27 protein-coding genes and 1 tRNA gene are annotated in these 20,578 nt (G+C 59.2%); 15 read left to right on the plus strand and 13 right to left on the minus strand.

The genetic code is table 11. From position 1 onward, the window contains the following. Together EN993_RS04350 and EN993_RS04355 are read right to left on the minus strand one after the other, a co-directional pair. On the minus strand, positions 1-1,298 hold a 1,298-nt coding region (locus EN993_RS04350), incomplete at its 3' end, for a terminase (protein WP_245468631.1). Further along, entirely contained in the window at positions 1,276-1,848 is a 573-nt protein-coding gene (locus tag EN993_RS04355) for a terminase small subunit (RefSeq protein WP_127262483.1), read from the minus strand. The genes EN993_RS04350 and EN993_RS04355, both read right to left, overlap by 23 nt. 1,147 nt (positions 1,849-2,995) lie before the next feature. Here EN993_RS04355 and EN993_RS04365 point away from each other — a divergent pair. Continuing rightward, on the plus strand, positions 2,996-3,229 hold the full coding sequence (locus EN993_RS04365; protein WP_127262485.1) for a hypothetical protein: 234 nt from the start codon (positions 2,996-2,998) through the stop codon (positions 3,227-3,229). A gap of 224 nt (positions 3,230-3,453) precedes the next feature. On the opposite strand, the gene EN993_RS04370 is transcribed toward EN993_RS04365, so the two are convergent. From EN993_RS04370 to EN993_RS04390, 5 genes are all read right to left on the minus strand, one after another. Beyond that, positions 3,454-3,981 (minus strand): transcription termination/antitermination NusG family protein, encoded by a 528-nt coding sequence (locus tag EN993_RS04370; protein ID WP_127262486.1) that lies wholly within the window; start codon positions 3,979-3,981, stop codon positions 3,454-3,456. Positions 3,982-3,984: 3 nt separating this feature from the next. Next, the gene (locus EN993_RS37645; RefSeq protein WP_127262487.1) at positions 3,985-4,809 is read right to left on the minus strand and encodes an RNase H family protein; all 825 of its coding nucleotides are present in this window, start codon (positions 4,807-4,809) and stop codon (positions 3,985-3,987) included. A gap of 14 nt (positions 4,810-4,823) precedes the next feature. Next, positions 4,824-5,111, minus strand: a complete 288-nt coding sequence (locus tag EN993_RS04380) for a DUF6074 family protein (RefSeq protein WP_127262488.1) — start codon at positions 5,109-5,111, stop codon at positions 4,824-4,826. Positions 5,112-5,199: 88 nt separating this feature from the next. Beyond that, positions 5,200-5,766 carry a hypothetical protein gene (locus EN993_RS04385; RefSeq protein WP_127262489.1) on the minus strand — a complete coding sequence of 189 codons (567 nt, stop codon included), beginning with the start codon at positions 5,764-5,766 and terminating at the stop codon, positions 5,200-5,202. Beyond that, on the minus strand, positions 5,763-5,981 hold the full coding sequence (locus EN993_RS04390) for a DNA-binding protein (protein ID WP_245468635.1): 219 nt from the start codon (positions 5,979-5,981) through the stop codon (positions 5,763-5,765). Before EN993_RS04390 ends, EN993_RS04385 begins: the two co-directional genes overlap by 4 nt. A 116-nt stretch (positions 5,982-6,097) precedes the next feature. Between EN993_RS04390 and EN993_RS04395 the strand changes: the two genes are divergently transcribed. The 4 genes from EN993_RS04395 (at position 6,098) to EN993_RS04410 (ending at position 8,347) form a co-directional block, all read left to right on the plus strand. Next, complete coding sequence (locus EN993_RS04395) at positions 6,098-6,679, plus strand: hypothetical protein (RefSeq protein ID WP_127262491.1); 582 nt, start codon at positions 6,098-6,100, stop codon at positions 6,677-6,679. Then, positions 6,676-7,881 (plus strand): site-specific integrase, encoded by a 1,206-nt coding sequence (locus EN993_RS04400; RefSeq protein WP_127262492.1) that lies wholly within the window; start codon positions 6,676-6,678, stop codon positions 7,879-7,881. Before EN993_RS04395 ends, EN993_RS04400 begins: the two co-directional genes overlap by 4 nt. A gap of 73 nt (positions 7,882-7,954) precedes the next feature. Then, positions 7,955-8,044, plus strand: a tRNA-Ser gene (locus EN993_RS04405). 81 nt (positions 8,045-8,125) lie between these two features. After that, on the plus strand, positions 8,126-8,347 hold the full coding sequence (locus EN993_RS04410; RefSeq protein WP_127262493.1) for a hypothetical protein: 222 nt from the start codon (positions 8,126-8,128) through the stop codon (positions 8,345-8,347). A gap of 74 nt (positions 8,348-8,421) precedes the next feature. On the opposite strand, the gene EN993_RS04415 is transcribed toward EN993_RS04410, so the two are convergent. Beyond that, positions 8,422-8,679, minus strand: a complete 258-nt coding sequence (locus EN993_RS04415; RefSeq protein WP_127262494.1) for a hypothetical protein — start codon at positions 8,677-8,679, stop codon at positions 8,422-8,424. 164 nt (positions 8,680-8,843) lie between these two features. Between EN993_RS04415 and EN993_RS04420 the strand changes: the two genes are divergently transcribed. Both EN993_RS04420 and EN993_RS04425 read left to right on the plus strand, forming a co-directional pair. Further along, positions 8,844-9,323, plus strand: coding sequence for a hypothetical protein (locus tag EN993_RS04420; protein WP_127262495.1), 480 nt, complete (start codon positions 8,844-8,846; stop codon positions 9,321-9,323). Positions 9,324-9,338: 15 nt separating this feature from the next. Beyond that, positions 9,339-9,560, plus strand: coding sequence for a hypothetical protein (locus EN993_RS04425; RefSeq protein WP_127262496.1), 222 nt, complete (start codon positions 9,339-9,341; stop codon positions 9,558-9,560). Positions 9,561-9,617: 57 nt separating this feature from the next. Here EN993_RS04425 and EN993_RS04430 read toward each other — a convergent pair whose 3' ends face one another. The 3 genes from EN993_RS04430 to EN993_RS04450 all read right to left on the minus strand — a co-directional run bounded on the left by EN993_RS04430 (position 9,618) and on the right by EN993_RS04450 (position 11,485). Continuing rightward, positions 9,618-9,899 carry a hypothetical protein gene (locus EN993_RS04430; protein ID WP_127262497.1) on the minus strand — a complete coding sequence of 94 codons (282 nt, stop codon included), beginning with the start codon at positions 9,897-9,899 and terminating at the stop codon, positions 9,618-9,620. Beyond that, entirely contained in the window at positions 9,896-10,471 is a 576-nt protein-coding gene (locus tag EN993_RS36940; RefSeq protein WP_164757534.1) for a hypothetical protein, read from the minus strand. The genes EN993_RS04430 and EN993_RS36940 overlap by 4 nt, the downstream gene beginning before the upstream one ends. A gap of 360 nt (positions 10,472-10,831) precedes the next feature. Beyond that, entirely contained in the window at positions 10,832-11,485 is a 654-nt protein-coding gene (locus EN993_RS04450; RefSeq protein ID WP_127262511.1) for a hydrolase, read from the minus strand. A 152-nt stretch (positions 11,486-11,637) separates the two neighbouring features. On the opposite strand from EN993_RS04450, the gene EN993_RS04455 reads away from it, so the two are divergent. Both EN993_RS04455 and EN993_RS04460 read left to right on the plus strand, forming a co-directional pair. Then, positions 11,638-12,531, plus strand: coding sequence for a LysR family transcriptional regulator (locus EN993_RS04455; protein WP_109671273.1), 894 nt, complete (start codon positions 11,638-11,640; stop codon positions 12,529-12,531). A gap of 279 nt (positions 12,532-12,810) precedes the next feature. Next, complete coding sequence (locus EN993_RS04460; protein WP_245468636.1) at positions 12,811-13,653, plus strand: sterol desaturase family protein; 843 nt, start codon at positions 12,811-12,813, stop codon at positions 13,651-13,653. Positions 13,654-13,729: 76 nt separating this feature from the next. On the opposite strand, the gene EN993_RS04465 is transcribed toward EN993_RS04460, so the two are convergent. Beyond that, a complete protein-coding gene (locus EN993_RS04465) occupies positions 13,730-14,206 on the minus strand; it encodes a plastocyanin/azurin family copper-binding protein (RefSeq protein WP_127262500.1) in 477 nt (158 codons plus the stop codon). A gap of 278 nt (positions 14,207-14,484) precedes the next feature. Here EN993_RS04465 and EN993_RS37650 point away from each other — a divergent pair, with 278 nt between their 5' ends. The 6 genes from EN993_RS37650 (at position 14,485) to EN993_RS04495 (ending at position 19,439) form a co-directional block, all read left to right on the plus strand. Then, on the plus strand, positions 14,485-14,643 hold the full coding sequence (locus EN993_RS37650; RefSeq protein WP_245468638.1) for a hypothetical protein: 159 nt from the start codon (positions 14,485-14,487) through the stop codon (positions 14,641-14,643). Positions 14,644-14,763: 120 nt separating this feature from the next. Continuing rightward, positions 14,764-15,462 carry a DUF2161 domain-containing phosphodiesterase gene (locus EN993_RS04475; RefSeq protein ID WP_109671271.1) on the plus strand — a complete coding sequence of 233 codons (699 nt, stop codon included), beginning with the start codon at positions 14,764-14,766 and terminating at the stop codon, positions 15,460-15,462. Positions 15,463-15,518: 56 nt separating this feature from the next. Further along, entirely contained in the window at positions 15,519-15,926 is a 408-nt protein-coding gene (locus EN993_RS04480; protein ID WP_164548695.1) for a DUF930 domain-containing protein, read from the plus strand. 186 nt (positions 15,927-16,112) lie between these two features. Beyond that, positions 16,113-16,772, plus strand: coding sequence for a TerC family protein (locus EN993_RS04485; protein WP_109671270.1), 660 nt, complete (start codon positions 16,113-16,115; stop codon positions 16,770-16,772). A gap of 147 nt (positions 16,773-16,919) precedes the next feature. Further along, positions 16,920-18,233, plus strand: a complete 1,314-nt coding sequence (gene rimO, locus EN993_RS04490; protein ID WP_109671269.1) for a 30S ribosomal protein S12 methylthiotransferase RimO — start codon at positions 16,920-16,922, stop codon at positions 18,231-18,233. Positions 18,234-18,332: 99 nt separating this feature from the next. Continuing rightward, positions 18,333-19,439, plus strand: a complete 1,107-nt coding sequence (locus EN993_RS04495; RefSeq protein ID WP_109671268.1) for an acyltransferase — start codon at positions 18,333-18,335, stop codon at positions 19,437-19,439. 44 nt (positions 19,440-19,483) lie between these two features. Here EN993_RS04495 and EN993_RS04500 read toward each other — a convergent pair whose 3' ends face one another. Continuing rightward, positions 19,484-20,551 carry a BMP family ABC transporter substrate-binding protein gene (locus tag EN993_RS04500; protein WP_109671267.1) on the minus strand — a complete coding sequence of 356 codons (1,068 nt, stop codon included), beginning with the start codon at positions 20,549-20,551 and terminating at the stop codon, positions 19,484-19,486. Between the last annotated feature and the right edge of the window lie 27 nt (positions 20,552-20,578).

Below are 20,578 nucleotides of genomic sequence, written 5' to 3' on the forward strand. Positions count from 1 at the left end.
GTGTGAATGCAGGTGTCGAAAATCACCAGCATCGGACGGCCGTCTTCGTCACCTGTCAGGCGACCGCGCAGTTGATCCCATCCGCCCATGGCGCCGCGACCGGCCGTCCGCTTGTTGTCGGCCTTGCGGAAGGTCGATCCATTGGAACCGGTCGTTCCCCGGGCCATGCGCTCGGCGAGCGAGGGGCCACCATCCTGGGCGAACGCAGCGGGATCGAGCACGCCATAGACGATGATGTCATCGTAATCGCGTTGCCTGACGCCAGCGCCGACGGCTTCCGCGTGCAGCTTCAGGCCGACATCGGGCAGATACTTGCCGGACTTGTCGACCTTCACCCCATACCATTCGCGGTATTTGACCAGGGCGCCACGCGGAATGACGACGCCGGGCGCAATGATCGTGTCGTCCGACGCCACCGCATACCAGCCAAAGGCGAAAGGCTTTGCGCTACCCCAGTCACCAGCGCGGAAGCGGATCCAGTGATCGGGAAGCGTGAAGGGCTTCACCACATGCCGCCGACGTTCGAAGTTGTCGAAATAGGCTCCCTCGACAACATCCCAGTCGCCATATCGCATGGCGCGGACCAAGCTTTCCGACCCAAGACCCATCAGCCGGTTTTCGTAGCCGGGGTCGTTGTCGTTCATGCTCGGATTGTCTTCGAGCTGGGCCGGGATGAACTGCCGCCGCATACCGCCTTCGCTGGGCTCGGTCGTGTAGACCCTCATCGCCTTGGCGCCGTCGATGAACGTGACCTTGACGAACTGGTGGCCGATTCCGCCCGGGTTCGCGCCGCATAGGATGCGCGGGAATCGGCCGGCGTACTTCGCGGGAAGCTTTATGCCGACCATGCGGACGCGGTTGCGGAGGAACCGGTAAATCACCTCCGTGAAGTGGGTCAACTCGTCGATCAGCAGGACGTGGATTTCGGCGCCCTGATACTTGAAACGGTCCTTCTCGTCCTTGCAATGGCAGAGGTAGATCCTGGACCCGTTCCAGAACCGAATTTCATCCTCGACGATGGAGCAGAAGCCGCATTCCACCCAGCCGGCGAGCAACGCGCGAAAGCCTTGCGGGCCTTCCATGTGGTTCTTGATCAGGTCTTCCCGAATTCGACGGAATAGATAGACCTGAAGCCCCGGAATTTCCGAACACCACGTTATCGCGGCAGAGCGCATCAGATGCGACTTCCCGCCCCCCGCTGCCCCGCCATAGAGCGCTTCGGTTGCTTCCGTCTCGAATGCCAGGGCCTGCTTGTCGTGCAGGTCCAGATTGATCTCAGCGCTTGCTGAGGCGGACATTGACCACCGGGACAAGCGGCGCGCCGTCCTTACCGGTATGCTCGACGCGTTCCTTGAACATGCCCAGATGCTTGCCGAGGTCGACCAGCGCGCCTTTCTTGTCGTGAAGCTTGATCTTCACGCCGCCGGTTGCGGTCTGGCTGACTTCGGAAATCGCGGCTGCGGTGTCGTCGTCCAGTTCGTCACTCGCCACCATCTGCACAGTGTTCGTGACGGCCGTTCGGATCACCAGGACATCGCCGCCGTCCGGATTATCTTGTTCGATGATGAGGGCACTCTGCCACTTGATCGCCTTGCGAATGTCCGAAAAGCCGATCTTCGCCAGTTCGGCGACGATGCGCTCCTGAGTGACGCCAAGCTTTTTGGCGATGGCTTCCTGCCTGGCTGCAATGGCAGCGGCGACACCAACATTCCCTAACAGGCGCGGACCCTGCACATCTGCGGTCAATTCGCTGTAGCCGGCCCGCTTTGCCGCCTGTGTGGCGTTCAGGTCGATCATGAATTCGTCGACGAAGCGCGCTTGCTTCGGGGTCAACTCGTTTGCGGGCATAGATGGTCTCCCCGGTCTGAGCGGGTGCAAGTTTGTAGAAATGTCACCGCCATGGTTTGCTGCATGAGCGATGTTCAACGCGCATCTTCGCTGGGGGCCCTATGGCGGACGCGAAATACTACGTCTTCAGAGAAGGTGATCGTTGGAAGGTCCGGTACGACGGAGAGGTCTACTCATACGTTTCGAACGTCGCCGCTGTCGTGGCAGCAATCAGAGGGGCGAAGGTCGCCGCGTCGCACGGGCACGTGGCAGAGGTCCTGGTTCAAGGCGCCGACGGCAAATGGCGCACCGAATGGCCTTCCGAGTAGATCGCCGTCTTTTCGCTTTCCCGGTCCAAAACGACCGCAGCCACCTTGCCGGCCGATTCTCCCGGTCTGAGACGGTGCAGATTCCTGGAACAAAGGATACGTTGCGCGGTTACAGACATTAGCGGAGGCTAATGGGATGCTACTTGCCATATGCAGTGCGACGGCGGCTGCTGTCCTCGGGGCCAAGAGTTCCGAGGCGGAAATTCTTGGGGTGGTTGACCTCACGAGCAAAACGGAAGGCCAGATCACCACGCGGCTCGGGGAGGCCATTCAGTTCGTGGCTAACGCTTCGGTTCTTGGATATGACGTCCGAGGAGCGATGGTGTTCTACGGCGAACCGGGGACCCCCAGCTTAAGGGCCAAAGACTGCGAACGGTTGTGGGCACAATATGGGGCTGCCCTGCTTCAGCCATAGTATCGGGGCTACCGAGGCCGGCTAGTCGAAAGCACTATGTGGAACTGAGCGCGTTTCGGTTACGTTAGGCCTCACTAATGAAGGAGGCGGGGATGAGGTTCATTGCGATCCAAGAACCGACCGACTACTGGATGGTGTACGATCTAGTTTCCGAACTTCCAGCTGAGATTGCCGGCAGAGTGCTCATTGGGCTTGCGCGGGATGAAGCCGAGATGTTGCTCTGGCGACTCCAAACTCCAGCGGGAAGACAGCGACTGACGGTTTCTACACCGGCACCTTGGCGAATTGCCGTATGAGCAGGCTGAAGCGAGCAGTCCAAGTGCGCCCTGATCCAGCATAGGCGCGCCCCAGCAGGCTGGGAATCAGCCAGGAAGGAACTGGTCGCTAAACGCAGCGTTAGGCCTCCAGTCAATGGAGGAATGTCATGGACGACGATCTGCGCCAGAAATTGAAAGAACTCAGCACCAGCATGCAAACCAGGGCGGCAGAACTCGCATTGCCCGGCGGGAACACCGATATTTCCGCGCTGATGTCAGGTATTGCGGTCACCCTTGAAGCCCTCTTGGTAATTGCCGAGGAGAGCAAGACACCACGGTCCGGCCCCTCTGTGGAGCCTGCAACCTCCATTTCTGAATCTGATGGAAGTGGCGGCGACTGAACGCCCTCGTCACCCCGGTCTGGAACGCTTCGTAACGCCACGTAACGTTACATCACTGTGACATGTTGACGGTTCACGTGACCAACGTTTGCAAACAGCAGCTAACGTTTGAATTTCTGGAATATGTCCCTGAGCGCGGGGGCGGCGAAATCTTGCCCCCGCATCGGCCCGGCGAGTGATCCGAAGATCCCGCTCAGTCAGCCGCAAATCGCCTATGTGTGGTATTACGCTACCTTCGCCAGATTTTCAAGTTCTATCGATGTTGGCACCGCTCGGCCGAAGATCGAGACCAGCACCTTTGCCTTCCGATTGTCCTTCACCGCGTCGATGAGGCCTTCCAGCCCGAGGAACTGGCCTTCGGCGATCCTCACCTTGTCGCCAGCGTGGAGCCGGTAGCCATCTTCGCGGGTTTCATCAAACGCGCCGCTTTCCACCGCCCGGCGAATCCGCACGACCACATCGTCATAGACGGGCACCGGGAAGCCCTGGACACGCAGCACCTTGTTGATGCCATCGATATCATCCAGCTCAGAGCAGCGATCCGGTGACCCTAGGCGAACGAACCCGTAGCGCACGAACAGCGGGAAGTCCTTCATCATCCATTTCTTCGTCCGGTGATGCTTGATTTCCTTGCGCCAGAACGGCCAGAAAACTTCGTAGCCGGCGCGCAGCAGTTCATCGCGCGCCTTGCGCTCAGTCGACGGCGCCGATTCCACCACATACCAGAGGTTAGCTTGCGCGCGCTGGTTCATTCGCTACACCGAATATTGGAGTTGCTGTTTGATCAGATCGAGAGGCGTGACTTCCACAGGGACAGCCTCTTCGCGCCCCTGCCCCGCCAGCTCGTCGGCCCGCTCATTGCCCACGGCGCCGGCATGGCCCTTTACCCACTGGACCTTGACGAATTGCAGTTCATCGCGCGCCCTGTCGATCGCCTGCCATAGGGCAAGGTTCGCGATAGACTGGTTTTTCTCGCTGGCGTTTTCGCCCTTGCGCTTCCAGCCCTTGGCTTTCCAGCCCGGAACCCACTCGTTCAGGCCTTTGACCGCATACTGGCTATCGCAGTAGATCACCACAGGCTCAGCCGGCGCCGAGGCCGCGACCCAGGCCAATGCCATCAGCAGGCCGGTCAGTTCCATGGTGTTATTTGTGGCAGTGGCCGCGCCGCCGAAGCTGGCATCAATCTCAACGCCGTCCTTATACGCTGCAAAGCCCCACCCGCCGACGCCGGGATTAGGTTCGCAGCACCCGTCACAGTAGATCACCAGCGCATCGGCCGGCATCTCATGCGTCTGTCCGTGCGCCGGCTTTGCCTTGCCCTTTTTCTTCGGCGCGAACGGTTGACCGCGTGTCGGCACCGGCCGAGGCGTAGCCGCACCAGTGCAGATGATATCCTGCAGCTTCTTGAGCAGCGGGAAATGCGAAGCCGAGCGATCAGCCGGAAACTTAATGCGCTGGTCGCTCAGCTTCTGGACAAAGAACGCGGCTTGACGCTCGCTGACGATCGACTTGGTGTCGACCCCTTGAGCTACGAGCCATTTGCGCAGCGGTTCGAGGCCCGCCGGCCAAACGTATTTCATGTGGTCTTTTCCTTTCACAATGCACCGTTCGTTTCAGGTCGAGGACAGTGACTGATCCGGCCAAAAACCTCGTCGGCGAAAGCCCTTAGTTCCCTCTCGATGACGTCATCGGCCAAGCCGGCCGACACCATCTGGGTTCGCATACCTGCAATCACCTGTTTCCAGTACTGGTCGGCACCCTTTCCGGATCGATCGGACAGAACTTCGACGGTTCGACGGATCTTTCCGACACGGCGGTTTGTCGGGAAGGGAAGGATGTCACACGATGCATCAGTGATCGGCTGTGCGCTCAGACTCCGCATCGATATCCCCTCCGATATATGTATAGGACTTCGGAACTCCGAAATGTGCTGGGTATTGAATTCATTGAATTTTTGGGCGCCGAAATCATCACGAGGCCTCGCGCATTTCGGAATTCCCAAGCGGCGGCATTTCGGGATTCCGAAGCGAGGTTTTTTTCTTCCGCCCGAGCTTGCCGCGCTGTTCGGCCAATTGCTTCCTGACTGTTGTCGACCACTCTTTCGCCTTTGCCATAGTGAAACGGCGCCATTCGTTTGTTGCAGCCGCCCCTTCGAAATCCCCTGTAAAGGTCAAACGATATGTGTTCGGATGAGACGTGCCATCGCCAGCCTTCCCACGCTTGACTCGAACGATCCCTTTGAACTCGAGCTCACCGGTCGCATCGGCCACGTATTCGCCGGTAACGCCGTAGTCGATGAACTGAGTATGGGTCACGACAAGCCGGCCGTTGCTAAGTGCGCCGTGCGAGACGTGTTCAATCATTAACCGGAAGAGTGCCCTGTAGGCGTTGCCGCTGAGCGTACGGAACGCGTCAGACTCCATGAAGTCGGCCGTCAAAGCCTGCCAGCCGTTTTCGTCGATAGGCGGCTTGGTGCGCTTCCTGACTAGATTGTAGGTCTTGCCCCTGGTGGTCCGATCTTTCTGACTGGCGCTCAAGCAGCTACCGCCTTCTTGTCATTGACGCTCATCTGGAGGCCAAGCCGGGCGGCGATCGGCGCCACCGGGACTACAATCCGGCCGCCAATCTTGATTGTTTCGAAGTCCCCTCTTTTCGCGGCGCTGTAGGCGGCGTTTCGGCCCAAATCGTAAAAGACTGCACCCGCAACCGGAACAGATACCGTTGGGCGCGCCAGAGCTTCGTCAAGCGTCAAAGTGACCTCCATTAGGTTATGCGGAAGATGCGCATATTTCGTTCTAAGCCAATTCGGCATTGTTCGCAACGCGAATATGTGCATATTCCCCAATTTCACACGAACGGGGACAGCCGATGCCAAAGGGGTACAAGGGGCGCGAGAAGACCGAGCGGCTCCATATGCTCATTTCGCCTGAGGAGTTGGAGGCCGTCGACAATTGGCAGCACGCAAACAAGGTTGCAACGAGATCGGACGCGATGCGCCGCCTTGTTCAGATTGGAATGCGAACGGTGCGGTCGATGCCGTCAATCGTCAAAGATGTGGCCGAAGTTCTCGACCTTGCAGCAGAAGCAACAGATATTCCTGAACAAGTACTCGCCGGCTTGGAGGTGGAGGATGCCCCCCAAGTCGAGGTAGACAAAGTCATTGCTCATAGGCTCTACGATTCCGTGAATTTCGTATTCAACAGACAGATTGAAGCACAGGACAATCTATTTCGCCTCCTCGTTGAAATAGCGCCACTCATAAACAACCCTGCGCTTTCGGAGGCGATCAAAGACGCCGACCGCCTTGCGGCGGAGGAATATCCCAACGAAGAAATCTTGCTGGCGATCGGCGCATCTCGCAAAGTTCAGCTTGAATGGTGGAGAAAGCGGAGAGACAAAATCCAGGCCCAGCGCCAAAAAGCCCAAGAAAAACGCGAGGTGAGCGAATGAAGGGCCATATCCGCGAACGCAGCCCAGGCCATTGGGCAATCGTATTAGACGTCGGCGAGATCGACCCTAAGACCGGCAAGAAGAAGCGCAAATGGCATAGCTTCAAAGGCTCGAAGCGCGAGGCGCAGAAGGAATGCTCCCGCCTCATTACGGTTCTCGACCAAGGCCTCTATGTTGAGCCGACCAAGCAGACGGTTGCCGAGTTCCTGGACGAGTGGCTCGGCTTTATCAGGCCGTCTGTGGCGCCCAAGACGCACGAGCGGTACGCCGAGATATGCCGTAAAGGTATGGCTCCGCTTATCGGCAACGTGATCCTGTCCAAGTTGAAAACTGATCGAATTGATGCCGCCTTCACCACCGCACTGACAGCTCCGCGTGTCGATCATCGCCGGAGGAACGACGGTGAGCCTTTAAACCCTCTCCCGCCGTTGTCGCCTCGAACGGTTCACCACTACCGGAGAGTGCTGGTCAAAGCGCTAGGCCAAGCCGTGACATGGGAGAGGCTTTCTCGCAATCCTGCCTTGGCTACAACTCCGCCAAAGGTCGAGCGACAGAAGATGCTCGCCTATGATGTGATCCAGACAGCGACGCTGCTTGAGACCCTCCGGCCGACGAGAATGTTTATCCCGATTTTGTTGGCTGTGACGTGTGGCTTGCGTCGCGGCGAGATCCTTGCCCTTCGGTGGCGGCACCTGGAGCTTGGAGACAATCGCCGGCAGATGTCGATCGAAGAGAGCGCCGAGCAGACCGCTGACGGCGTGCGCTACAAAGAACCGAAGAGCGGCCGGGCCAGGACGGTGGCGCTTTCGGCCAGCACTGTCGCCGAACTGAAGGCGCATCGCGCGCGCCAGGCCGAGGAACAGTTGCGCCTTGGCATTCGTCCGGACGCCGACAGCTTCGTTGTGGCCCAGGTCGACGGCCAGCCCCTGCAACCCCGTTCCCTCACGCATGAGTGGGTGCGCGTTCTCGGCAAGACATCCCTGCCCCGCATCCGATTCCACGATTTGCGGCATACCCACGCCACGCAGATGCTTTCGGCCGGGGTTCACCCGAAGATAGCAAGCGAGCGCCTGGGACATTCGAACATCGGGATCACGCTAGACCTTTATTCGCATGTCATGCCAGGAATGCAGGCCGACGCAGCGGAGCAAGTTGACGTGGCATTGCAGGCGGCTATAAGCAGCGAGCGAAAAGGCAAATAGTTGCAAAGTGCGTTGCAAACGACAATCCGTCGCCCGCAACAAATAGACAAAAGCACAATGATTTCAACTGTTTGGAGGAATGGCCGAGCGGTTTAAGGCACCGGTCTTGAAAACCGGCGTGGGTGCAAGCTCACCGTGGGTTCGAATCCCACTTCCTCCGCCATATGCCGCTGATTTACTTATCTAATAAGAAATTTTAGTGTTCTTGCGTACAAATTAACGCACAACGAGGTCGCCAGAGAAAATGGACGTTCGTCGGGTGGTGGCCGTTTGGTATCAGGGCCGTCTTGTCCCTGAGGAATCAATGGTCAGCAAGCATTTCATTGTTCTCCCCGGCGAACGCTATGAACGGCATTGGACATCGAAAGCCGCGCATGTCTTGGTCGACTTTTACCTAGAGCACTGGAAATGGGTGATTGGGACCATGATCGCCGTGATTGCTCTCACCGTCGCGATCCTGCGTTGAATAAGCCCGCCACCACCGGTTAAGGGTCAGCGGGCTTTTGTCGCACGTTTGGAAATAATCAGAATCTGCCCCGCTTACGCGAAGACGATGTCGGCCGCTGCTCCCTTACCAACCTTGATGGCAGCATGGCAGTCTTTCAGTTTTTTAGACGCGCCGCTCCTGCCGTGAGCCCGACGGATGTAGTCGAAGACGTGGCGCGCGATGTCGCCTTCGCCAGTGAAAACAAATGGCCCGTTGGCCGTACTCACCGTGACGGTTTTGTAGACCTTATCGAGCGGGGGGCCGGGATCGTTGTTGCCGAACGTCACATCTCCCCGGAGCAAAACGTGCATTGCTGAAACTCTCTGGTTTGGGTGGATCGGGAAGCTGATCTCATATTTGCCAGTAGATCAAGTGGCCGCCGTGAGGCGACGTCAGCCGACCCCGGTGCCAATTGCGGTGCCATTTCTTTCCTGCGACACTCAGGGTAATATTGGGGGGCGAAAAGGTGGACTGGATGAACATTGCGGCTCTCGCAGTCGCCCTGATCGCCTTGGCGATGTCTGCTCATTTCTGGAGGCGTCAGTTTCGCCCGATTGTCACTGCGATGGTCAAGACACACTCCGGCGGCAATACGGGAATCGCCTATAATCTCGTTGTTCTCAACTCAGGATCCATTCCCGCTCGCGACGTCTGGTTCGAAGTCGCGGACGCTAAAGCCCTGGCTGCTGCATTAGGTCGAGGCGCCAATAATAAGGACAAAAAGGCGTGGTTGTCCTGTTTCGACCGTAGGGACATGATTCCAGTGCTGCACAACGGCGCACAGGTCTCTTGTTCATTTGGCGTGACTGAAGGGGAAGAAAAAGGGTTCTGGAGGAACGCCGCGGAGTTCCCGATCCGCATCCATTACAAGGGATGGTTCGGAAAGAACTATTTTGAGACGATGACCTTGCGGATGGTTGATACTGACACTTTCACCGGCTTCATGTGGGAGTGAAAAAGCAGAGCAACAATGGAAGAAAGCAGCATGACCGCCATGTTAGAGAATCATATCGCCTGGATGAAGAAGGAGGTTGTCAGTCTGAATGCTCGCATCGAGATGATCGAAGCCGGAAAGGCCCGCTTCTACTCAAAGCACGATAATGGGCCGTCTGTAGACACGACAGACACTATCCTTGCAGACAACAAGGAATTGAAGGCCGAGCTTGAAGGGCTGAAGGAATACGACAATTAGGCCCAAAATGGCCCGCTGCCGAGAGGTGGCGGGCCAATATCGCCAGTTGGCGGATTTTCAGTGCCGGCCCGTGGTGGGTGCGTCCAAGAACGCCTCGAAGGCCTCAGCCGCCTTTTCCGTAGAGTTGCAGCCCCGTACAATAGCCGCAGCGATCCGGAGCATATCCGACCTGCTCCCGACGATCCTCGCGACAACGACGTTTTCTGGACTGCAGTCCAAGGTCGAGCGCTGGGCCACGAACAAGGTGAGCCTGAGATTGTCGCCCATTGTGGTCGTTGGCGCATTTCCTGTGACGAAGATGTCTGGAACGATGGCCGGTTCGACGAGCGGCGTGCTCATGACACCGTCTCAGCCAACGAAGCTTCGGTGCCCGCGACTAAAAGCCTTCCCGTGGCTCCGTCAAGGATAGTGATTATGAGATCAAGGTCGTTCTTGGCCTGAACGATCCTGTCGGTCATCTCCATTGCGAGGTCAGGATTCGCTTCGAACAAGGCTACAAGTTCCCCCTTGGGTTTGAACATAGTTAGCCAAGCAATGCGAACCGAGACTAATGTCGGGTTACACCAATCAACGTTTGAAGGCGGGGTCCACTCGCCTTCCTTATGCTTCCACTCTTCGAACTGAACGGCAGCAAATTCATCATCAGTCATTTCAGACTGGTCGGCGTCCGCACATTCGAAGTGCGAACCGTGATCGATCATGTTCATTGGGTCTTCCTTTCTCTCTCGGAAGTCCCCCGCCTTTGTCAGTCCAGATGATTCGGCTTTACCTTGGGTTACCGCAGGCGTTCCGCAAGTAACTTCCATGGCCGCCGGCATACCCATATCACGCACCTGTTTGCGCAGCGGCGTTCCTGTGCATGTCGTGTCGGCACGCGCCGGCCATGCGAACCGGTCGGTCAAGTTGAACATTTATGCGCACCTCCTGCCAGGACAGCAGGAAGCCGCCACAGCGGTGGGTAACAGTTTGTACCTAAGACATGGGTGACAACCTCGTGCCGAACGGGTTGTCGATTGGTTGCAAAGTCCCCTGTTCCAGGTCGATATATCCGAGATCATATTGCATGAAGCTCAAGAGCCAAATGCGTCGTCGACCTCGGTGATGCCGAGCCTCTGTCCTGGATAATGGCTGGAGGAAGTGGTCGTTGATCATGCCGGCCGCCCTGCATTCAGGCATGGGCGGCCGTCTTGTGGAGCGGGGGTGACGCGGCTCGATAAGCAGTCAGCATGTTGGCGCTGGATCGCTCAAAACTTTCGTCACCTCCGCCCAGATCAACCCGTGGTGCTCGGCACAGGCGTGTTGAGAAGCTGCTGCTCCCAAAGATACGCGATGCCGCTGCCGCCGAAGTGCTGGATGAGAATCTCGGTCAGCTCCTCGACATGCTCGGTGCGCGCCCAATCGCGTTGCCATTCGCCAGCGAGCGCCATCACGGTCATCACGTTCGCGCCGGCCGCGATCATTCGCTGGATGGCAACTTCGTGAGACTCCTTCGAAATCCCGCCCGACGCGTCGGTGATCACGGTCACGTCCCAGCCTTCGCCGGCGGCCTGGATGACAGGCATTGCGACGCAGACCTCGGTCCACAGACCGGCGATGATCAGCTGCTTGCGGCCAGTCGCCTTGACGACGCTCACCACATTCTCGTCCTGCCAGGTGTTCACCCAGGTGCGATCGATGACTTCCTGGTCCGGAAATACCTCGGTGATCTGCTTAAAGAGAAGTCCACCGCGCGCCGCGATCACGCTGGTGAGAATGGTCGGAACATTGAAGGCTTTTGCCAGCTTCGCCAGCGCGGTCGTGTTGTTGACCACCATGTGCGGATCGTGGCTGTTCAGGTTTGCGAGCTGGTAAGGCTGGTGGTCGATCAAAACGAGGACCGAATCCTCGGGGCGAAGAAGTGAATCAAGGCCGTTACGAAAGGTCATAAAGACGTTCTTTCTCCGTCGCGATGGACGGCAATGGGTTCATGGGAGACATGCGCCGGCGGGCGACGTTGCCTGGACGCAATTTGCTGTTCCTTTTGGTGATGCGGTAGTGCCATGTTCAGGCAAGCTGTGTCGCTAAACGAGGAACACCAATGGACATCGAAGATCTACAGACATTCGTCGCAGTGGCCGACGCCGGGGGCGTATCGGCCGCCGCGCGCCGGCTCGGCGTCTCCAAGTCAATCGTCAGTCGGCGGCTCTTTCGGGTTGAAGCGGAACTTGGCGTCCAGCTGCTTGCACGAACGACCCGCGGCGCCTCGCTCACAGAAGCGGGCATCACGTTCAGAGACCATGCGGCCCGAGCCAGCGCCGAGATTGATACGGCCAGGGAAACGATCCTCCCCACAGGTGAGCTGCGCGGCCGCCTGAGGGTTGCCATGCCGCTTACTTTCGGCGCGACCCATTTCGCCCCCGTGCTAGCGGAAATGGCGCGTCTGCACCCGAAGCTTCACATCCATACTTCTTACAGCGATCGCTTCGTCGATCTCATCGCAGAGGGTTTCGATTGCGCGATCCGGGGCGCCTACCTTCAGGACTCCAACCTAATCGCGAAGCGCGTCGGGCCGATCCATGGAAAGCTTGTCGCGAGCCCGGATTACATCAAAGCGCACGTACCACCCGAGACTCCGGACGAACTCGTCACCCATCAGGCCCTCATGCAGGGAACGGAAGCCTGGCAGTTCATAGATGGCGACAAGATTGTTACGGTCCAGCCGCAGGGCAGGTTCAAGGCCGACAGCGCCACGGCGCTTGCCGCTGCGGCGGCGGCAGGTCTCGGCATCGCCTGGCTCCCCGATTGCATCACACATGAATATGTGGCCTCCGGTGCGCTGGTCCCGATCATGACACGCTATCCGGTGCCTCCGGGAGCCGCGTATGTCGTCCGCCCGCCGGGTCAGCATCCTACGCGGAAAGTGCGGGTGCTCACCGAGATGCTGATTGAATATTTCAAACGCAACCCGGATCTTTGGGGTCTTGACGGCTAGGACACGAACAGTTCGAAGCCTTGTCAAGGAACCGTGTTCGACGGTCCCATTACTCCGAGCCGTCGCGTTCGGCGACATTTGCTCGCACGTTCCGCTTACTACGACACAGCGTCGGGATGCACCGGGAATAGCAGGTTTCAGGCCGACCTTGTTGGACTTTGACAGCCGATATCGGTCGCGGGATCCTGTTTATCGCAGCGCGACAGCGTAGGGCTCGTCATCGTCAGGTGCGGTCCGCCACCCAAAAACGGCAGAGCCTTTAGCCCTTTGGAAAGGGAGATGTGGTTCTTCTCAGAGGCGCAGACGGCGCGCCGGGGCGAATGGATGGATATCTTTGGCATCAAGGCACTGTTGATCTGCGCGCTGATCTTCATTCCGTTCGAACATCTGTTTGCCGAGCGGCCGCAGAAGATTTTCCGCAAGGGTCTGGCTGTCGACCTGATCTATCTGCTGTTCAACGGCTTCATCGTAAAAGTTGCCATCGTCATGATAGCGGCCGGTGCCCTCGGCGCCGCTGAAATGCTCGTCCCGCAATCGATAACGCAAGCCGTCAGCGGTCAGCCCGTCTGGCTGCAGGTTGCGGAGATCATCCTCATCACCGATATCGGCGTCTATTGGGCACATCGAGCCTTCCACAAAATCCCTGCACTTTGGAAGTTCCATGCAGTTCACCATGGCATCGAGGAACTGGATTGGCTCGGTGCTTTCCATAATCATCCGGTCGACATCATCGTCACGAAGGCAGTATCGCTGACGCCGGTCTATTTCCTCGGCTTCTCCGACGCCTCAATCGCCCTCTTTTCGATGATCTACTTTGGCCACACGATGCTTGTTCATTCCAACGTGCGGATTCCGTTCGGCCCCTTGAAGTGGCTGATCGCCAGCCCGCAGTTCCATCGCTGGCACCATGCCAACCAGCGCGAAGCCTATGACAAGAACTTCGCCGGGCAGTTGCCTGTCCTCGACATGCTGTTCGGAACTTACAATGTCACCGGTGACAAGGTGCCGGAGAAGTACGGCGTCGATGATCCGATCCCCTCCACCTATTTCGGCCAGATCGGCTATCCGCTCCTGCCCCGCAGGAAGCTTGTGAAGCGAGCAGCGCAGAGCACTGAAGCCTGACGGGTTGGCATCGACGGACATGAAACCAAAAACCCGCCGCTCCTTTGGCGCGGCGGGTGCCTCATCAAATCACGGCCTACTTGACCAGGATGGTCGCCCACATTCCATTCATGAAGTGGCCGGGAATGTTGCAAAAGACGGCATAGTTGCCAGGCTTGAGGTCTAGCGTCAGTGATCCGGTCTTGCCCGGATCAAGCTCGGAGACTTCGCCGAGATGGCCTGCCGCATCCTCGTTGACGCGGTTTTCATTTGGCACATAGGGCAGCGTTGTCCTTTTGGCGTCGCTCACCGGCACCACGATCATCTCATGGACCGTGTCCTTGGAGCTGTTCTGAACCTCGAAGGTCACCTTGCCCGCTAATACGACGGTCTGGTCCAGCTTGATCCTCATGGTTGCCATGCTCATGTTTGCCGGCATGCCCATTCCCATCTTTGCATCGGGGTTCGCGACGCCATCCTTGTCCCACAGCTTGACGTTTACGATCGTGTTGGCGAAGGCGGGTGCCGACGCGGCTAGTAGGACGAGGACCAGTCCGGTCTTGAAGGGCTGCATGTTCGAAAGGCTCCTGATCGCTTGCGGCGACCCCGCAAGCACTGATTGGGGAATGATTCTTGGTCGCGGCACTCGGCTAGAACAGCCACGCTGACAACAAGCTGACAGTGAAAATTTGGTTGGGCGGCCCATCAGCGGCGCGGATGCAGTTGTTAGCCAGTTGTCAGGTTGAATTGGCTATGTCGCACCAATGACGGTGAAATCGCCGTCTGACACGGCCGATCGAAATCCCAACCGCAGGCGTGACATTCGCGCCCAACCTCCCGAATGGAGCCATCATGTATCGCACACTCGCTCTCGCCGGCATGGTCGCAGGACCGGCACTCGCTGCCGGCGGCAGCGGCGTTGCGCTGGCAAGCTTTCGCCATCGCGAAAACCTGGTTCGGGCAATGATCACCGGGCGAAAACGCAAAGCCGAACCGGCCGATATCGCCTGAGAATCCGTAGCGGATTGCGTAGGCCGCCAGATTCGACGGCATCGAGCGGGTTGCTCGATGGCTTCGGGCAGCCACGAGGTCTGAAGGCTTTTCGCCTCGAATCGGCTAAACCTTCGAGGCATGAACGAGACCTCACTCTATGCGCCGGTGAAGCGGTTCCTCGAAAACCTGGATTTCGTCGTGAAAGGCGAGATCGGTGGCTGCGATATCGTTGCATTGCGCGAGGGGGAGCCGCCTGTCGTTGTCATCTGCGAACTGAAGCTGCAGTTCAATCTGGAACTGGTGCTGCAAGGCGTCGATCGCGCGGCCGCCTGTGACGAGGTGTGGCTTGCCGCGCGCCTATCGGCCCGCGGCAAGGGACGCGAGAGCGATGCCAGGTTCCGCAATCTCTGCCGCCGCCTTGGCTTCGGTCTGCTTGGCGTGACCGCGACGGACCGGGTCGAGGTGCTTCTCAGCCCGATCGCGCCGGCACCGCGCAACAATGCACGCCGGCGCTCTCGCCTGGTCGACGAGCACCAGCGCCGTCGCGGCGATCCTGTTGCTGGAGGAGGATCGCGCAATCCGATCATGACGGCCTATCGCCAAAGCGCCCTCGCCTGCGCTGCCGCCATGGTGGACGGACCCAGGCGCCCGCGTGATCTGAAGGCGCTGACGCCGCTCGCGCCGAAGATCCTGCAGCACAATGTCTATGGCTGGTTCGCGCGCGTCGACCGCGGCCTCTACGATCTCACCGATGCCGGCCGCGCCTCGTTGGTCCGTTGGCCGCAGGCATCGCATGATGAATCCCGACACGCAATTTTGAACGCATCGGCCATTTGATTGATGATGCCTGCGGGGTCCGAGCCGGTCCCGTTGGTTGATTTCTCCGACAAAATATGTTGCTTGTCCCGCCCATGAAGAAACTCTGCATGACCGCCTTGGCGTCTGTGACACTGAGTTTTCCAGCCAACGCAATGGACAGTGCATTGCGCGCCGGCTTGATGAAACTCGATCCCCAAACCCGTCTTGAACAGCGTTGTGACGCCGAAGTGCTCGACCGGATCACCCACGACGATCGCAAGTTCAAAGCCGATCGCGTCGTCGCCTACGCCTTCGCGACGCCCGAGATGGGTGCTGATGCAATCAAAAGCCCCGGCGCTGCGTTTCGCAGCAACGGGCAATGGTACCGGCTGAAATTCAAGTGCCAGACGGCGCCCGACCATATGGAAGTTCTGCAGCTCCGCTACCGGATCGGTGACGAGATTCCGGAAGCAGATTGGGCAAAGTACAATCTCTACGATTGATTTATGATCGGCCGCGGCGGTTTTGCCCGGCTGCCGGCGAGTGCTGCAGAGTCTTTGATCCGGTTTTGACCTGAAGATGCTTCGGTGAGGTCACCACGAGTGATCCCTTGACGCCAAGGGACCACCAAGTTAGGGCCGTCTGGATAATCGACGAACACTCGGCAAACCAGCAAGGGCTTCCGGTCGATGGACATTTTCAGCGCTGCCAGCCTGACCGCCCTGCTCCAGGTCATCGCCATCGACCTCGTGCTTGCCGGCGACAATGCGATCGTCATCGGGCTTGCCGCTGCCGGCCTGCCGGCCGAACAACGCAAGAAGGCGATCCTCATCGGTGTGCTGGCGGCAACGGTGCTGCGCATCGGCTTTGCCGCGGTTACCGTCAAGCTGCTGGCGATCGTCGGCCTGCTGCTGGCTGGCGGTATCTTGCTGCTGTGGGTCTGCTGGAAGATGTACCGCGAGCTGCGCACGTCCCATGCCGATGAGCTGGAGGCGACCGAGGCGCTGTCGAACTCCGATCTCAACAGCGACAATGCGGTGGCCGGCAAGACGAAGCGCAAGACGCTCGGCCAGGCCGCATTGCAGATTGTCGTCGCCGACGTGTCGATGTCGCTCGACAACGTGCTGGCGGTCGCGGGTGCCGCGCGCGATCATTTCCCGGTGCTGGTCATCGGCCTCGTGCTGTCGATCGCGCTGATGGGGCTCGCCGCGACTTTCATCGCAAAACTGCTGCATCGCCACCGCTGGATCGCCTATGTCGGCCTGCTGATCATTTTCTATGTCGCGTTGGACATGGTCTATCGTGGCGCGGTGGAAGTCTGGCCGCATCTAAACAACGCGGTCAGCTGAGGCTGCCGGCCTGCCTCGTCTTCGATCCGCAAAGCGAGGTCCGCAGCGCAATCGCCATGCGTTTTGCCGCATCGCAGCCGTGCCCATACCAATGCCGCAATAAGTGTGGTACTGCGCCGGCAATCCTGAAAAGCCCGGAAACCCTCTATGTCCGCTCCTCGCGTGAGTTTTGTCAGTCTTGGATGCCCGAAAGCCCTTGTGGATTCGGAACGCATCATCACGCGCCTGCGCGCCGAAGGCTACGAGATCGCCCGCAAGCATGACGGCGCCGACCTGGTCGTCGTCAACACCTGCGGCTTTCTCGATTCCGCCCGCGACGAGTCACTCAATGCCATCGGCTCCGCGCTTTCGGAAAACGGCAGGGTCATCGTCACCGGCTGCCTCGGCGCCGAACCGGATGTCATTCGCGAGAGGCACCCCAATGTGCTGGCGATCACCGGACCGCAGGCCTATGAGAGCGTGATGGCCGCCGTGCACGAGGCCGCACCGCCCTCGCACGACCCCTATATCGATCTCTTGCCGCCGCAGGGCGTCAAGCTGACGCCGCGCCACTACGCCTATCTCAAGATTTCCGAAGGCTGCAACAACCGCTGCACCTTCTGCATCATTCCCGCTCTGCGTGGCGACCTCGTCTCGCGACCGGCGGCCGATGTGCTGCGCGAGGCCGAGAAACTGGCCAAAGCTGGCGTCAAGGAGCTCCTGGTCATCTCGCAGGACACCAGCGCCTACGGCATCGACATCAAGTACCAGACCAGCATGTTCGGCGACCGCGAAGTCCGTGCGAAATTCCTCGATCTCTCCGAAGAACTGGGCAAGCTCGGCATCTGGGTGCGCATGCACTATGTCTACCCCTACCCGCATGTCGCCGATGTCATCCCCCTGATGGCGGAAGGCAAGATCCTCCCCTATCTGGATATCCCCTTCCAGCACGCTTCGCCGCAGGTGTTGAAGAACATGCGGCGGCCGGCGCATGGCGAAAAGACGCTCGAGCGCATTCGCGGCTGGCGCGAAATTTGCCCGGATCTGGCCATTCGTTCGACCTTCATCGTCGGCTTCCCCGGCGAGACGGACGATGATTTCGAGATGCTGCTCGACTGGCTCGATGAGGCGAAGATCGATCGCGCCGGCTGCTTCAAATACGAGCCGGTCCGGGGCGCCCGTTCCAACGATCTTGGGCTCGAACAGGTCCCGCAGGAGATCAAGGAGGCGCGCTGGCACCGCTTCATGCAGCGCCAGCAGAAGATTTCGGCGACGCAGCTGGCCAAGAAGGTCGGCAAGCGCTTGCCGGTGCTGATCGACGAGGCGCATGGCACATCGGCAAAGGGCCGCACCAAATACGACGCGCCCGAGATCGACGGCTCGGTGCATATCCAGTCGCGCCGCCCGCTGCGCCAAGGCGACATCGTCACCGTCAAGATCGACCGTGCCGATGCCTACGATCTCTACGGTTCGGCGGTTTGACGGGCCCGTATTTACTACATCTAGCGATAGTTCAGCCGTCTTAACCCGCTCAGCCGCGATCCGCTCTATGGTTTCCGGATCGTAAAAGCGGGAACTCGGATGAACACCAGACCTGCTGGGCAGGATTACATCGCGACGTTGGACCTGCTCAGGCTGGCGGCGGCACTTGCGGTTGTGTTTTTTCACTATTTCTTCCGCGGCGCGGCGGCTGAAGGCTACCTTGCCGAGGGCTATCCGCTTGCCGCACCGGTGGCTCTCTACGGCTATCTCGGCGTCAATTTGTTCTTCCTGATCAGCGGCTTCGTCATTGCCTGGTCAGCGGAAAACCGCAGTTGGGACCAGTTTGCGATCGCGCGGTTCGTTCGCCTCTATCCGGGCTTCCTGCTCTGCATGACGATCACCTTCGCGATTATCGCCCTTGCCGGCTCACCGCTGCTTTCAGCCTCGTTCAGCCAGTATGCCGCCAATCTGTCGATGTTTGCGCCAGCCTTCGGCCAACCCTTCATGGACGGCGTCTATTGGTCGATTGTGCTTGAACTGGTTTTCTACGGTTGGGTGACGCTGGCCCTGTTCACCGGGCTCTTCCAGAAACGCAAGCTGGAGCTGATCCTCGTCTGGCTGGCGATCTCGGCCTTGAACGAATTCTTCCTCGGCAGCGGCGCGGTTCGATTGCTGTTCATCACCGAGTTCGGGCCGTTCTTCGCCGCCGGCGTGCTGGTCCACCACCTCCATGCGCATGGCCGTTCACTGCTGGCCCTGCTGCTGCTTGCCGCTGCATTCCTGATCTCCTGCGGCACTCTGTCGGTGACGCAGCATTGGATGCAGAACCACTACGGCATTGCCGTTTCGTCGGCCAATCTGGTCGTTGCCAATATCGTCATGCATGGCGCGCTGATCGGCGCGGTCCTGCTGCGCTGCCGTGTCAGGCCATCCTCACTCACTCTAGCCTTGGGCGGGCTGACCTATCCGCTCTACCTGCTGCACCAGGAGATCGGCTATCTCGCTATCAATGCCGCAGCACCCCTGGTCGGGAAATGGTTTGCCGCCTTTGGCTGCATTGCGCTCATGCTCTCCGCTTCGTGGGCGATCTGGCGCACCTGCGAACGACCCGCGCAGCGGCTGCTGAGGATTTGGCTTGGCCGCGCGGTCGATGCTGGACTGGCTCGATTTCGTCGCGTCTCGGTTAAGGCGCAGCCCGCCGAATGAAAAGGGCGCCTCGCGGCGCCCTCTTCATTGATATCTTGGGCTGCTTACTGCGGCAGCTTGTCGTCGACGCCCTTCACATAGAAGTTCATGCCGAGCAGCGTGCCGTCGTCGGCGACTTCGCCATCCTTCAGCCAAGGCGTGCCGTCCTGCTTGGCAACCGGTCCGGTGAAGGGGTTCCAGCCGCCGGCGATCTTCTTTTCGGTCGCCTCAGCCATCGCCTTCACATCGTCGGGCATGTTGGTGAAGGGGGCGAGCTTGACCGCGCCGTCCTTGATACCAAGCCAGACATTGTCCGGCTTCCAGGTTCCGTCGAGGGCTGCCTGGACCCGGCTGATGTAGTAGGGACCCCATTCGTCGGTAAGTGAGGTCAGCTGCGCGTTCGGCGCGAACTTGATCATGTCGGAGGACTGGCCGAAGCCGTGCAGCTTGCGCTCTTCCGCCACCTGCAGGGCAGCGGTCGAATCGGTGTGCTGGACGATGATGTCGGCGCCCTGGTCGAACAGCGCCTTGGCGGCGTCGGCTTCCTTGCCCGGATCGAACCACGAGTTCACCCAGACGATCTTGGCCTTGAAGTTCGGGTTGATCGACTGTGCACCGAGCATGAAGGAGTTGATGCCCATCACCACTTCGGGGATCGGGAAGGAAACGATGTAGCCGGCAACGCCGGCCTTCGATTCTTTTGCGGCGATCTGGCCGAGCACATAGCGGCCTTCATAGAAACGCGCATTGTAGATGCCGAGATTGTCTGATGTCTTGTAGCCGGTTGCGTGCTCGAACATCACCTTTGGGAATTTCTTGGCGACCTTCACTTCCGGGTCCATGAAGCCAAAGGATGTACCGAAGATGATCTTGCAGCCTTCGCGCGCCAGACGCTCAAAAGCGCGGTCGGCGTCGGGGCCTTCCGAGACGTTTTCGAGATAGGCGGTTTCGACCTTGTCGCCGAGCGCCTTCTCCACTTCGAGACGGCCCTGGTCGTGCTGGTAGGAATAACCGAAGTCGCCGATCGGGCCAGTATAGACCCAGCACGCCTTCAGCTTGTCCGCGGCCTCTGCGGTTGCCGCCAGCGATAAGGCGGCGGTCGTGGTCATCAGGGCAATAAGCAGTTTTTTCATTGTGTTACCTCTCTGAGTTAAGCCTTG

Source organism: Mesorhizobium sp. M7D.F.Ca.US.004.01.2.1 (assembly GCF_003997785.1).
In the GTDB taxonomy this organism is placed as follows: Bacteria; Pseudomonadota; Alphaproteobacteria; order Rhizobiales; family Rhizobiaceae; genus Mesorhizobium; species Mesorhizobium loti.